Raw genomic sequence first — 12,370 nt, 5'->3', positions numbered from 1 at the left:
CAAACCGGGTCGAGAGGCACTCAAAGAGATTGTCAGAGCAGTTCTCTGACTCACCAACAATGTACTTCACAAGAGCGTTCGGGTAATGTCTGAAGTGCTTGCAGACCTGAGTGCGGTCCCCGCCTGCGATAGACTATGGTCGGCCACAGGATGGACAGTAGAAGGTTCGTTCGTCGTCGCTTGATGCGGTGTCGATGTGAATGCGCTCTCCGTTGTCGAATATTGCGTATCGCGGCATGGACCTAGAGTTGGGATGCTATATGCTCTCATGCGCGCATTGTTATTGAGAGTAATCAAGCCTATCGCAATCCGGGTACAACCCACTTGACGACTAGCTATTGATGACGGCCTCAAAGGAAAGCACCACCGCGCCCTCGCGGGCTTCTACAGCCTGCTCGTTATTGCGCTTGCGGCGTAGAGGCTGCGGCGCTGCGAGGTCGCGGCGCTCCACGTCAGCCCGCTCGTGATCGAACCCGAGAACGCGGCTGTACGGTGTCGAGTCGATCCGTGATCGGCTGGTAGAGCTCGCCGACAAATGGACGACCACACGACGGGCTACCTATTCCCGTCGATGCGGTCGTCGACGGGGCACATCAGCGATGCGACGGTCTATCGACGGTTCGTCTCGTTGGCTGGGAGGGCCAACGTCCGGAAGCTCTGGTACACATCATACGCGAGCGTGATCGAGGAGGTCGCCGAGCAGATGACCGGGATCGCCGCCTTCCAAGGCTCCGACGACGTCCATACCGTCCTGAAACACTACGTCGACGAAGCGCGTACAGTGGGAACTTCGACGGGAACGGATTCGGGAATGGCTGCAAGAGACATTCGACGTGGCAGAATAGTGGGTGTCGAATCTGAATATCTGTGGGCCACCCAATAATTGAATACTATGTAGATACCAGGTGTTTACTGAGTATGGACAAGTTTGAAATTGCGGGCGAGGAGGTAATCGAGCGTGAAGTCAAAGCTACTGGGAATGGTGCTCACGTATATCTGCCAAAGGAGTGGTTGGACGATACTGTGAAAGTCGTCAGAGTACCCCGGGAACAAGCGCGTGTATGTGGCATTTGTAACGAGAAGAGCCGATATCTCGAGGAGTGGTGCTGGATTGATGATTCGGGTGGGTCGTTCTTCGAGATTTGTCCCACTTGCCGAGATAACATCGAGAACGGCCCGTATGACGTATGTAGCGTCTGTCGCAAAGACCGTGAGGCGTCCAAATCGTCCGGATTCGGCCCCATAGGGCCCGACAAGCCACATTACCGTGGCTGCGATACCTGCAGAAAACGAGTCATTTTCGGAGACGTATCCACTCCACGACCGGTCTGGACTGAGTAGATTTCCGTCGATAGACGTGCTACCTCACTCAATCATCTCTCGCCAGCTCGTCTCGAGGTCCTCACCACGCCGCAAGTGCCGCTGTTCGAGGAACTCGACGAAGTCAGCCTTGGAGTCCGGCGCGACGACAATATCGAGGTCCGTGGAGAAGCGTGCGTTGAACGCTGAGACTGCGTAGCCGCCGCCGAGAATGTACTCGTGACCCTGTTGGGTGAGCTCCTCGAGCAGTTCGATGAGCGCGTCACTTCGGTTGTTGAAGCTCATGGCTGTGCCCGTTCAGTCTCTCGATACGTGACGCCGAGGTCGAGGTCCTCGTACATCCGGTCGAGCATCGCCAGCCCCGACTGGAACTGGGCGTAGTTCTGGCGCATATACTCGATTGTCTCTGCTCTCGGAATCACCGGGTACCCTTCGACGTGCTCGATATCGAGTGACGCGCGTGGTTCGAGGACGATCTGCAGCGGTCCGTCCAACTCGTCTCGGGGCTGTCGTTCGAATGCGGTCGGGAGGTCGAACCACTCGAAAAACGCCTCCCAGGCGTCGACGTCTTGCTCACGAACAGCGAGGAACAGCGGATAGTCGTCGGGCTCGCGACCAACTTGGTAGCCGCCGTGGGTCCACACGTAGACGGCGTCGATTCGCGTGAACGCGAACGACCAGTCGCCAAACTGTGGGATGACGTAGGACTCCTCGATAGTAGGTGGACTGACGCCAGCGCTGGCAGCGACGAGCTCGAGCGCTGCGTCGCGTACGCGCTCGTCGACGACAGTGAGGCCGTCGTCATAGGAAACGTAGCCTGCGTCTTCCAGCCGATTGACGCCCTGTCTCACTGTCTCGTAGGGGGTGTGGAGGTGTTGGGCGACACGGCGGATGGAGTCACCACTCTCGATGGCGAGGATGATCTGCGCCGCCGTGTCGTCGAGCACCTCATACATCTGGTGGTTACCAATAATCCGGTAACAGTTAAAAGTCTTACTCGACTGGCCGTAAAGCACGATCTCCCCACTTGTCTCGAAGGTAGTCCAAATCCCCGCTGAAAACACGCGGAACGACTATAACGAATTCAACGAACAAAACGAACAGAACGAAAAAATGTACGTGTTTACCCCGAGGACGCGACAGCAGGCACAGCCTGGGCCCGTGAGATCATCTCGTTGTCTCGGGCGACTCGCTTGAACTCTTCGTAGGGATTGCGTCCCTGCTGGCGCCAGGTCGCCAGCAGGGACAGCAACGTCTCATGCACGAACATGCCACGGTTGTTCCGGAGCGTTCCGATGAGCTTCCGGAGAACCACCGGCTCACGAAGCGCGTTTTCGGCGGCGTTGTTCGTCGGGGAGACCGCTGGCTCACCGATGAAGGTGAGCCAGTGGTCGAGGCCTCCTTCGATCTTGCCGAGTAGTGTTGCCACTGGTCCGTCGGGAACTGACCGCTCTATCAGCGATTCAAGCTCTCTCCGCGCCACACGTTGGAGCTCTGCTCGCTCACGCACTGTCAAGTCGCTCTCCAGCCGAGTCTGGAGAGCGACGTACAGTTGTTTGAGGGCACGATAGATCGGTTCGCCTTCCGCCTGCTTCTCGGCGGCGTCTTCAGCCTCCCGTAGAATATGCGCCCAACACCGCTGGAGATTGCTGCTGAATGCCGGATACGCCGTCCAGCCATCACAGACGACCGTTCCCGCGAAGTCCTCGCCGAGGACTTCCGCGGGAACATCACTCCCTCGACTCTCCCTGACTGCGTACAGCGTGTGGTTCTCGGTGGTGAACGTCCAGATCCATGCTTGTTCGCCGTCGCGTTTGATTCCAGTCTCGTCAACGTGGACAACGTCGGCTTGTTGAATCTGGTGGCGGATCTGCTCGTACTCATAGCGACCGGCGCGCGCAGCGCGCTCGGTCGCGTGCCACGCGGACGCGCCTGACAACTCCAGTCCATGGAGTTGCTCGAAGCGGTCACCAATCTTCCGGTAGGGAAGGCGGTGGTCGTACCGCGAGAGTGCCGCCTGTGCGATGACGTTCACCCCGAACTGCCCCTCATCGGGGCAGTTGGGGTGTGAGGCGACAGTCTCAGTTCCACAGGAGTGACACTCGTAGTGGTGGCGGTTGTACTGTGTGACTTCTGGTGGTTGTGGGTCCGGGAGTTCCTCGACGAGTCGGGGGCTGACGCCCGCCGACTCGTCGAACGCTTCACCACAGTCTGGACAGCAGTCACAGGTAACCTCGATTTCTCGGTCAGGGTCAGGAGCGTCGCGCCATTCCGGGTCGTGTCCGGACTTTCGGCCAGGTGTGCCACCGTCAGTACGTGGTTGTTCGTCGTCCTCGTCCCCATCGGACGAGGACGACTTCTCTTGGTCCGATTGGTCCTTGCTCGGTGGTGTATGGGGTCCCTCGTACCACCGAAGCTTGGCTCTGAGGCGTTTGTTCTCCTTACGGAGTTCTTCAAGCTCTTCGACCTGTTCTCGAAGCTGTTGGTTCTCTTCCTCAAGCGCAGCAAGGCGGTTGAGTATCTCTTTTTTGGTGGGCTCCGAAGAAGTCATAAACAGGCGAGACGGGATGGTCTCCAGTCCGGAGACCATCCCTCCAAGATACGCTTGCTCGCCTGTTGCATCGATCTACGCCGCCAGTTTCGCGGCTCCTACGAGAGACTACCGAAATTGATCTGGGGGTAAACACGTACGAAAAAATGAATGGATTGAGCGCATTCTGAGGAACGAACTGGTTGAGGATGGGTTGGTCGGCTTGTACTCGGTGAACAGAACGAGTGAAACGAACGGAACGAATAGGACGAATGCGTTGATAAAAACGAGTGTGTTTGCCTCAACGAGCGAAACGAACAATTGGTTTTAACATCGTAGTATTCCTCCCACCGAGTGAAACACCCTCACCGAACCAAACGAACAGAACGACAAAACGAACGGAACGAACACAACGAGGTAAACGAAAGAAATGACCGACACCAACACCGCTCGAATCACCGTGGCGAATCAGAAGGGAGGCGCCGGGAAGACGACCGACGTCATTCACACAGGTGGGGCGCTAGCTGCCCGGGGCTACGACGTCCTCCTAGTCGACATCGACTATCACGGGGGACTCACCTGCTCGCTTGGCTACAACGAACTGTACTACGATACCGACCGCACAACGCTGTTCGACGTCCTCGACTTCGACCAGATGGAGTCGGTGAACGACATTATCGTCGAGCACGAGGAATTCGACATCCTCCCTGCGAGCGAGAAGCTCGCGAACAACAAGAACATCCAGACGCTGCTTGAGGCGCCGAAGAGTCGCGAGCGGTTGGAGATGACTCTCGACGAACTCGAGAAAGACTACGACTACATCATCGTCGACACGCCCCCATCCCTGAACGTCCTCACCGACAACGCCCTCGTCGCAACCGGCAACGTCGTCATCCCCGTCATTCCGGAGAAACTCAACGCCAACAGCCTCCAGATTTTCGCGAAGCAGCTGAGCTCCCTCGAACAGGCGTACGGAGACATCAATCGGCTCGCGATTGTCTGCAACCGTGTCGAGCAGAACGCCGAACACCGCGACACCATCGAGGAGATCAAGTCTGCGTACTCCCTCCCGGTGTTCGAGATTCCGAAGCGGACTGACCTCTCTCAGTCGATTGGCAAAGGAGTGTCCGCCTTCGGCTTCGACAAGGAGAACCAGCGCGTTGAGGACGCACGCGACCTGTTCAACGAGATTGCTGACCTGTTCGACGAGACGTTCGAGAAGATCGCGCCTGAGGAGGTGGAAGCATGACTGACGGCTGGGGCGATGCTTCCGGCATTGAGGGCAACTACGAAGAGGAGGAGGACGAGGAGGCTGATTCCAGCGAAACGAGTGAGGTGAGTGAAACGGTGGAAACCAGTTCATCGACCGAAACGAGCGAATCGACTTCAACGAGTGAAACGAACAAAACGAGCAAAACGAAGACAAACATCAAGGACGAGTGGAACGGGCGGACGATCTACATTCCCGACGATGTCCTCGACGAGATGGAGGACACCTACCTCGAGTCCCAGCTGAAGCTCCGCAAGGCGGGGCAGGACGAGTTCAAGAAGAACCGCCACTTCTACCCGCTACTCGTTCAGTTCGGTGTTGAGGCGCTCTCTGAGGCGGATGCCGAGGACATCAAGGCTCGGCTTTCGGAACTCGGCGACGAATGACCTCGCGCAGAGCACAATCTCGGAGGATGGATTTGATGCGTGCCTTTTGTTCTCTGCATGTGGGTGTGAAATAGGAGCAGTATGGCGATTTTAGTTCTTATCGCTCAGAAAACTTTTCTAACGTACATACCCGATGTGAATCCGAGAATCACCAGACATGGGCCTACCCGGTCTCATTCGGCGTGAAAATAAGGCACGCATCACAACCCAAACTCCGAAACTGTGCGCAGAGCGAGGCGCGAAATTTTGTATAGCGATATACGATATATATTTTCCTGTAGTGCGGAATTCCGGCGCTAAGAGACTTCAGTTCCTCGAATTCTCCCGATGGTCCGAATACAGAATGTGGTCCTGATTATGCCCGTAATCACGACCACTTTGAAGTACCCCGACGCCGTCCGCTAAGCACGAATGCTGCAATCGGCTCAGAACGGCGCTTCCCCCAGGATAGAGCCGCCGAGATCGGGCCGCGGGTTTGCTGTAGTTCCACTCAGCGACGTCGAAGAACTAGCGGAATACCGAAGTTCGATATAGGGGGAATGACCTCCATCTATATGGAGGTCGGGCGTGAACGGTAACGTATGACCGAAGACGAATCGAATTCCAAGGGTCTGATGGAGCGCCAGACCACGGGCGAAGACCGCGTGCGGATGGCCGCCCGACAGCTGTCGGAGCCGCGTACGGCCAACTGGATCGCCTCCGAAGCGGGCTGGTCACACGAGCCGACCAAGCGCGTCCTCGAACGACTCGTCGACGACGGAATCCTCCACCGTGACGAGAGTGGTACGCACACGACGTATTACCCTGATTACCGCCGCCAGGCGATGCAGGAGGCGATGCGGCTTCGTGACAGCGGGCACACTGTCGAGGAACTCACGGACCGTGTCGCCGATATGAAGGCGCAGATCCGCGACTGGGAGGACGAATTCGACGTCGAGTCCCCGAACCAGCTTCGCGGAACGCTCGCCGAGGAGGGTCTCGACGCCGACGAAGAAGACCGTCGCCGTGAGATCGCCCGCGAGTGGGAACACCTCCAGCGGCGCATCGACATCGTTGGCTTCGCCATCCGCGAATGGGACTTCCTTACACCAACGAACGAACCTGCCGAGGCCAGTAGCTGAAGGATGTCGGTCCCGCATCCCGGTGGCGACCCGAACGCAAACCTCTACGCCCAGCTGAAGCGGGACGTCCTCGATCGTGTGCCACAGATTACGACGGTCGAGTTCGTTCCTGACGATATCGAGGCCAAGCAGCTGCGGGCCCGTTTTGATCCGGCCCGCCTTTCTCCTTCGACAGGGCCTGAGTCGCCGGAACTGTCCATCAAGTGGTATCGACAGGACCCCCACGATTGGTTCCGTATCAACTACACCGACCCGAACACGGGCTTTCACGCTGGCTGGCACCAGGACGAAGACCATCCAGATCTCGGACGAACGCATTTCCAGTACTCAGCCGCCGATGAGGAAGATCGCTGGAAAATCACGTTCGAACACGAGACCCCCTCGCTAATCCTCTGGGAAATCATTGAATCGCTCCTCGAGGACGTCCGTCCGACCTACCAGTACGGGAACGAGGACGCATGACACCACGAGAACGCGCCGATCGGTCGCTTGCGAGCTCCTTCGAACGGTATCTCCAGGACAAAGGCAAGGGTCGCGGTGGCGACGGCGGGAACTATCGACGCAACGCTGCTCGCGAACTCGAGCGGTTCGCCGAGTGGGCCGCCGGCGACCGCGGTGACGACGACTGGACCGGGATCGTCTCCGATGACATCGACGACGACCCCACCTTCGAGGACCTCGACGAACGAGTCTTCCGGGAGTACGCCCGGCATCTCAGCGGAGATCGCGGACTCAAGCAGAACACGGTACAAACCTATTATCGCTATATCTCCGCGTGGTGCGGCTGGTGTGTCAACGAGGGGTATCTCGAAGCACACTACGCGCAGCGGGCGAGTGCGATGGCGCCGCTGCCCGAGGACGACGGCCGCAAGCCTGGCGACCAGCAGGCCTGGACGTCCGAACAGCGCCACGCACTCACCCGTCACGTCGACGAGCAGGCTCGCGACGCCGTCGAGGCGTACACGACACTCCCGGAGGATACTGACCCCCTCGACAAGCAGCGAGCGCGCTACGCGGCGCTGAAGGCGGCTCGTGACCGGGCGCTGGTGTTCGTCCTCGCGTACTCAGCTGTCCGCGTTGGGGAACTCCTCCGGGATCCGAATGACCCACGCCGGCGCGGCGTCCGCTGGGAGGACCTCTCCCTCGACGACGGGAGTATGGACGTCTACCGGAAGAAACAGCAGTGGGACGCCGCCAGTCTCCCCGACCCGGTGATCTCGCCGCTGCGAAGCTACCGCAAGCTGATGGACCCGCCGACGGAGCGCTGGCCGGTGTTCCCGACGTTTGACCAACGGACGCTCGCGGAGCTCGTCCGGGAAGAGCTAGCCGAACGAGGGGAACGCCCAGAAGCAATTACTGAGTGCCGTGAAGAATACGTTCGAGACCTCCTGCTGGCGCTCGATGAGGACGTTCGGCCGCCGTCGATCACGACGGACGGCGCACGGTCGATTCTCCAACGGCTTTCAGAGGATGCGGAAATCGACATCGACCATCCGAAACACGATTATCTTGCTCCGCACGGTGGCCGTCGTGGGATGGGCGAGGTGCTAGTCCGCGCGTTCGGGTATACGGTCGCGGCTCGATATCTCGACAACTCCGAAGAGATGGTCCGTGAACGGTATTCGCATATTGAGGCCGGGGAATTGGGCGATGTCGCAACCGAAGCATTAGAGCAAATCGATTGAAGAGAAAGGCTGTTGATCCTCCCCAAATGATAGCAAAAAGATTCTGTTGGCGGTCGGCGTAGCTCATCTTTGATTCTCAATGGGGCGCTCTGTGGACGGAGCAGAAATCATCTGAGTGGGTTGGAACTTGCCTGAACTAGCGTCACCAATAGATGGCTACTATTTGCGATTCGATTTGAAGGGCATCAACATCGATAGCTTCTCCTTCACTACTCAGAGACCTGTGTTCTTCGAATATCATGTAGTCAGTCGCTTCTGCTTCGTCTTCCTTCGAGACGGAGACATCGTGTTCTCGAAGATACGTCGCATAATCGGTGTAGAAGTCAATCAGTTCTGTTCCTCCAGATGGGGAGAGTGCTGGGACTCCTTCTTCAACTACATACTCAGTAATGAACTGCCGATGAAGATCATCACCAACCTCGTCAATCCCTGCCCGTTCATCAAATTCAGCGAGCGTATCTATCCAATCATCTAAGTCTGTATCGTCACTGAACTGTTCGCTCGCCTCCTCTTTGGCCAGGGCCGCCGCACGTTCCATAAATTGGGTTAATAGCTGAGCCAGCGGCGGAGAGACTGTTTCGATTTTTTGTGCGAGGCTTAGCGGGTGCCACGACTCTTCGTCATACGTCTCCTCGACACGACAGAACACTGTGTATTCTTCCTCGTCAAACAGGGCATCAGGAACGTCTTGCCAGAGCTTCAGGGCGTTCAGCTGACCCACGATATGGAGTGGCTCTCCGTCAGAATCATCCGGGTCACCTGGCTGAATTCTCCCGTTCTTCACCTGGTAATCGAGAACCCGTCCACTCACCGGGATCTCTGCCCCAAACATTGATTCGATAAGCTCTAGAACATCCTCGTCCTCTGTACCAACTGCCTCAGGAATGTTCTCTTGGAGATACATCATCACCTTATAAAATCGGTATAGATAGTGTGTCTCCAGCTCAACATCAACCCGAAGGATCTTCCCCCGGATTACTTCGGACACATCTATCTCGGTTTCCTCGTCCGAATCGATGAAGCCAACATCCTCATCGTGCCGTCGATGCTGATCTAACTGGTCGAAGAGTGACTGAATCGCGTAGTTGTGTACCACTTCGGATGAATTCTCCCCCATCTCAACCTGTTCGCCCTCTACCTTTGCGCCCACCCCAGAAATACTCGCGTTCACACCACCAGCAACACGCTTCGTTGACCGACTCCCAATCTGCTCGATCCGTTCTTGTTTGATGGCTCCTTCAATCGACGCAAGAAGACTTACAACGCTATCCCGATCCAGGTAGACGAACTCCCGAAGTTCCCTCTCGTACCCGCGGTCGTCTTCTTCATCGTTAGGCTCTCGGTCACCGGAGTCCTCAACAGAATCATTCTCTGGTGACTCATCACTTCGGGGCTGGTCATCGCTACTCGTCCTTCCAAACAGGTTCGAAATCCGTTCTCTGAATCCCATTAGTCTGCGCCCTCCTCGGCTTCTTGCTCTCGCCGTCGTTGTGCCTCCTTGTTATTGATTTGTGCCTGTACCCTCTCATAGGCACGTTCAACGTCCATCCGACGAATTGTCGGACTTCCCTCTTTGTCCCGTTCCCCCTTCAGCAGAATCTCTCCAATCTCCTCGAATAATGACTCAATATGAGCACCAGTCCAACCACTCGTCTTCTCGACAAGGCCCTCAAGATTCACGGTGTCAGCGAAGTCAACGTCCGGTTTGTGGATATTGAGTATTTCTCGACGGCCTTCACGTGACGGACGAGGGAACTCGATTTCCCGCCCGAACCGACCGGGCCGCCGGAGTGCTGGGTCGATTGCCTCGATAATATTGGTCGTCCCGATGACTACCACTCGGCCGCGTTCCTCGATGCCGTCCATCAGCGACAACAATTGACCGACAGTTCGACGACCGGCATCCCTCGTCTTGTCTCGTCGCGGTGCCATCGAATCAATTTCGTCAAAGAAGATGATCGCTGGCGGGTTTTTTTGAGCATTCTCGAACAACCCGCGGAGCTTCCGTGCCGTCCCGCCAACTAACTCATGAGACAGCTCTGGGCCTCTGATGCTGTAAAACGACGCATCTTCAACTTGGTTCGCGACGATTTTCGCCAGATACGTTTTGCCAGTCCCCGGTGGGCCGTAGAACAGCACGCCTTTCGGAGCACTCATCCCGACGTCTTCGAATCGCTCTGGCTCCTTGAGAGGGACTTCCACTTTGTATTTCACTTCCTCAACGACATCGTCCATCCCACCGAAATCCGCATACTCTTTGTCAGGGACGTTTTTTGGTGTGAGATCAGACGAGTCAGTCTCATTTACCTCTCGCAGGGGATCTAAGGTGGCATCGTCGAGTTCAACGATATCCTCTTCGAATACTTTGTAGAATTCACCTAGTTCCGTGAGCAATACGCCATCCCCCGGTGAGACATCCTCCGCCGGATTTGCGAGTATCCGTGACCTGCTGTTCGTCTGGCCTAAAATGTAGTCATCGGTGACTTTCTCTACTCGTGCATGTTGGCCCGGCGGATCATCTTCTCTCGCCACGCCGACCGCTTTGTCCTTTCCAAGAGTGTTTTCAACGTTGACGTAGTCTCCGGGGGTTACCTGGCGCTGAACATTATTCTGTACTTGAATGATAGAACCGTTTTCATTGACCAGTAGATGCTGATCCTCTACAGCGAGCACCGGTAACACCCGGCCATTACCCATATGTCGCCACTTCTCGCCTACTCCTTATGATATCTTTGCCAGGTCACCATCCATTACTCAAGATAATTGAAATACGACCCCGACAAATAGCTCATAATATGCTTACCAATGACTATGAACTGGCTGACTAGGGCTTGGGGAGGGGGCTCCATCTCTGTTCTCCAGAGCGATGCAAGCGTTTATACAGTAGAAGAACCAAGATTTGGTTGACCAATGAGTCTTGACCAGGCGGTTGACGAGGCGCTCGCGACGTACAATATGTCGCGCAGCGAGGAGGCCGAGGAAACGGGCCGAACAGTCGCCACGCTTCAAGACTAATAGAGCCACTTAGTCGAGATTCCGGATCTTTTCCGCGAATTCTTCTTTCGAGAGTCCTGGCGTCTCTTTCAGCTCCGGATAGCCGGCACGTTCGACAGCCTCCTCAACGAACGTTACCCAGAGATCTTCGTGCTTCTCCGCGTAGACGATTTTCGCCTCACTCGGGTACATATCCAACTCGTATTCAGTCAAGTCGATTTCGACCGCGTGTTTTCGCTCAAGTGTTCTCGCGCCGAAGCTATACAGGTGCTTGAAGAGGACGTTCTTCCGTCGAACGGTCAACAGCCGCTTCGATTCGTTGATGTACTCGTTCACCCATTCTCGCCAGTCGTAGGTATTTGAGTCGGTCTCTACGGAAGTCTCCGGCATGGCGAAGTCCGGATTCAGGCGCCGGAGGTAGAACTGAATTAGCGCAACAGCGGTTCGATGGTTGGCATTCGGAAGCGCGTGTTTTAGAATCAGATTCGAGGCGAGTTGACCAGCTACGTCTGTCGCTGATCCTTCCCACGACGTCCGATCGAGAACATCCGGCAGCGCATCGACGTCGATATTTTTGTACGCTTCGACAGGCACCCCCTCTTCTTCTTCGTTCTGATCGAGAAGTGCGCGATAAATCTCGAGGAGACGAACGACAATAGTGCTGTTGTCGGCACTCATCTCTGAAAGCGACTCTTTCAGGTTAAACTCAATCTCCTTCACGGGTCCACCGCTGATGCGGGATGTGTAGATGACGTAGAATGGTTCGTCGAGGTCGTATTCTAGGAGCTTTATCGCGACATCATCGTCGTAGCTGACGATCTGCGAGACGATTTCGTTGGGATCTGGATGGACGAAGTCAAGAGAGAACTGCTTGTCGCCGGGGTGGTGGTAGTGGACGTGGCCCATCTGCGTGCGTATTACTACTCACCTGTGCTTATTAATCAAGTTCACGAGCGAGACTCTCATCGAAGATTTGGTGAACTACCATTAAACTCCACTGGAGGTGCCGAAGCGAACAGCCTGAGCGGCAGGTGATGCCCGTGAATTCACTGGCCAGATTTATA

At 56.3% G+C, this 12,370-nt stretch carries 12 protein-coding genes and 1 pseudogene; 7 read left to right on the top strand and 6 right to left on the bottom strand.

Going from position 1 to position 12,370, the window contains the following annotated elements; genetic code table 11:
- The first annotated feature begins 535 nt into the window (after positions 1–535).
- Positions 536–883 (top strand): hypothetical protein, encoded by a 348-nt coding sequence (locus ACQUQR_RS17405; protein WP_435197651.1) that lies wholly within the window; start codon positions 536–538, stop codon positions 881–883.
- A 35-nt stretch (positions 884–918) separates the two neighbouring features.
- Positions 919–1,341: a DUF2080 family transposase-associated protein gene (locus ACQUQR_RS17400; protein WP_435197650.1), complete on the top strand. Its 423-nt coding sequence runs from the start codon at positions 919–921 to the stop codon at positions 1,339–1,341.
- 42 nt (positions 1,342–1,383) lie between these two features.
- Here ACQUQR_RS17400 and ACQUQR_RS17395 read toward each other — a convergent pair.
- The 3 genes and pseudogenes from ACQUQR_RS17395 to tnpC form a co-directional block, all read right to left on the bottom strand.
- Positions 1,384–1,605 (bottom strand): annotated as a pseudogene (locus ACQUQR_RS17395) (hypothetical protein); the annotation flags it as partial.
- Complete coding sequence (locus ACQUQR_RS17390) at positions 1,602–2,276, bottom strand: helix-turn-helix domain-containing protein (RefSeq protein WP_435197649.1); 675 nt, start codon at positions 2,274–2,276, stop codon at positions 1,602–1,604. The pseudogene ACQUQR_RS17395 and the gene ACQUQR_RS17390, both read right to left, overlap by 4 nt.
- Positions 2,277–2,443: 167 nt before the next feature.
- Entirely contained in the window at positions 2,444–3,871 is a 1,428-nt protein-coding gene (gene tnpC, locus ACQUQR_RS17385) for an IS66 family transposase (RefSeq protein WP_435197637.1), read from the bottom strand.
- Positions 3,872–4,280: 409 nt separating this feature from the next.
- Between tnpC and ACQUQR_RS17380 the strand changes: the two genes are divergently transcribed.
- The 5 genes from ACQUQR_RS17380 (at position 4,281) to ACQUQR_RS17360 (ending at position 8,312) form a co-directional block, all read left to right on the top strand.
- Positions 4,281–5,099: a ParA family protein gene (locus ACQUQR_RS17380; RefSeq protein WP_435197648.1), complete on the top strand. Its 819-nt coding sequence runs from the start codon at positions 4,281–4,283 to the stop codon at positions 5,097–5,099.
- Positions 5,096–5,506 carry a hypothetical protein gene (locus tag ACQUQR_RS17375; RefSeq protein WP_435197647.1) on the top strand — a complete coding sequence of 137 codons (411 nt, stop codon included), beginning with the start codon at positions 5,096–5,098 and terminating at the stop codon, positions 5,504–5,506. Before ACQUQR_RS17380 ends, ACQUQR_RS17375 begins: the two co-directional genes overlap by 4 nt.
- A 581-nt stretch (positions 5,507–6,087) precedes the next feature.
- On the top strand, positions 6,088–6,627 hold the full coding sequence (locus tag ACQUQR_RS17370) for a DUF7342 family protein (RefSeq protein WP_323677300.1): 540 nt from the start codon (positions 6,088–6,090) through the stop codon (positions 6,625–6,627).
- Between the two features lie 3 nt (positions 6,628–6,630).
- Positions 6,631–7,089: a hypothetical protein gene (locus tag ACQUQR_RS17365; RefSeq protein ID WP_435197646.1), complete on the top strand. Its 459-nt coding sequence runs from the start codon at positions 6,631–6,633 to the stop codon at positions 7,087–7,089.
- Positions 7,086–8,312: a tyrosine-type recombinase/integrase gene (locus ACQUQR_RS17360; RefSeq protein ID WP_435197644.1), complete on the top strand. Its 1,227-nt coding sequence runs from the start codon at positions 7,086–7,088 to the stop codon at positions 8,310–8,312. The genes ACQUQR_RS17365 and ACQUQR_RS17360 overlap by 4 nt, the downstream gene beginning before the upstream one ends.
- Positions 8,313–8,454: 142 nt before the next feature.
- On the opposite strand, the gene ACQUQR_RS17355 is transcribed toward ACQUQR_RS17360, so the two are convergent.
- The 3 genes from ACQUQR_RS17355 to ACQUQR_RS17345 all read right to left on the bottom strand — a co-directional run bounded on the left by ACQUQR_RS17355 (position 8,455) and on the right by ACQUQR_RS17345 (position 12,212).
- Entirely contained in the window at positions 8,455–9,762 is a 1,308-nt protein-coding gene (locus ACQUQR_RS17355; protein WP_435197643.1) for a DUF6414 family protein, read from the bottom strand.
- Positions 9,762–10,985, bottom strand: a complete 1,224-nt coding sequence (locus ACQUQR_RS17350) for an ATP-binding protein (protein ID WP_435197642.1) — start codon at positions 10,983–10,985, stop codon at positions 9,762–9,764. Before ACQUQR_RS17350 ends, ACQUQR_RS17355 begins: the two co-directional genes overlap by 1 nt.
- 351 nt (positions 10,986–11,336) lie before the next feature.
- The gene (locus ACQUQR_RS17345; protein ID WP_435197641.1) at positions 11,337–12,212 is read right to left on the bottom strand and encodes a hypothetical protein; all 876 of its coding nucleotides are present in this window, start codon (positions 12,210–12,212) and stop codon (positions 11,337–11,339) included.
- Positions 12,213–12,370 lie beyond the last annotated feature (158 nt).

This window comes from Natronomonas sp. EA1 (assembly GCF_051195035.1).
Classification (GTDB): domain Archaea; phylum Halobacteriota; class Halobacteria; order Halobacteriales; family Haloarculaceae; genus JBNTJV01.
This window is presented reverse-complemented; position numbering and strand designations above follow the sequence as displayed.

What these genes read in the sequence shown, in the direction of transcription:
- ACQUQR_RS17405 (WP_435197651.1), top strand. Translation starts at nt 536, where the DNA reads ATGGACGACCACACGACGGGCTACCTATTCCCGTCGATGCGGTCGTCG.
- ACQUQR_RS17400 (WP_435197650.1), top strand. Translation starts at nt 919, where the DNA reads ATGGACAAGTTTGAAATTGCGGGCGAGGAGGTAATCGAGCGTGAAGTC.
- ACQUQR_RS17390 (WP_435197649.1), bottom strand. Translation starts at nt 2,276, where the DNA reads ATGTATGAGGTGCTCGACGACACGGCGGCGCAGATCATCCTCGCCATC.
- tnpC (WP_435197637.1), bottom strand. Translation starts at nt 3,871, where the DNA reads ATGACTTCTTCGGAGCCCACCAAAAAAGAGATACTCAACCGCCTTGCT.
- ACQUQR_RS17380 (WP_435197648.1), top strand. Translation starts at nt 4,281, where the DNA reads ATGACCGACACCAACACCGCTCGAATCACCGTGGCGAATCAGAAGGGA.
- ACQUQR_RS17375 (WP_435197647.1), top strand. Translation starts at nt 5,096, where the DNA reads ATGACTGACGGCTGGGGCGATGCTTCCGGCATTGAGGGCAACTACGAA.
- ACQUQR_RS17370 (WP_323677300.1), top strand. Translation starts at nt 6,088, where the DNA reads ATGACCGAAGACGAATCGAATTCCAAGGGTCTGATGGAGCGCCAGACC.
- ACQUQR_RS17365 (WP_435197646.1), top strand. Translation starts at nt 6,631, where the DNA reads ATGTCGGTCCCGCATCCCGGTGGCGACCCGAACGCAAACCTCTACGCC.
- ACQUQR_RS17360 (WP_435197644.1), top strand. Translation starts at nt 7,086, where the DNA reads ATGACACCACGAGAACGCGCCGATCGGTCGCTTGCGAGCTCCTTCGAA.
- ACQUQR_RS17355 (WP_435197643.1), bottom strand. Translation starts at nt 9,762, where the DNA reads ATGGGATTCAGAGAACGGATTTCGAACCTGTTTGGAAGGACGAGTAGC.
- ACQUQR_RS17345 (WP_435197641.1), bottom strand. Translation starts at nt 12,212, where the DNA reads ATGGGCCACGTCCACTACCACCACCCCGGCGACAAGCAGTTCTCTCTT.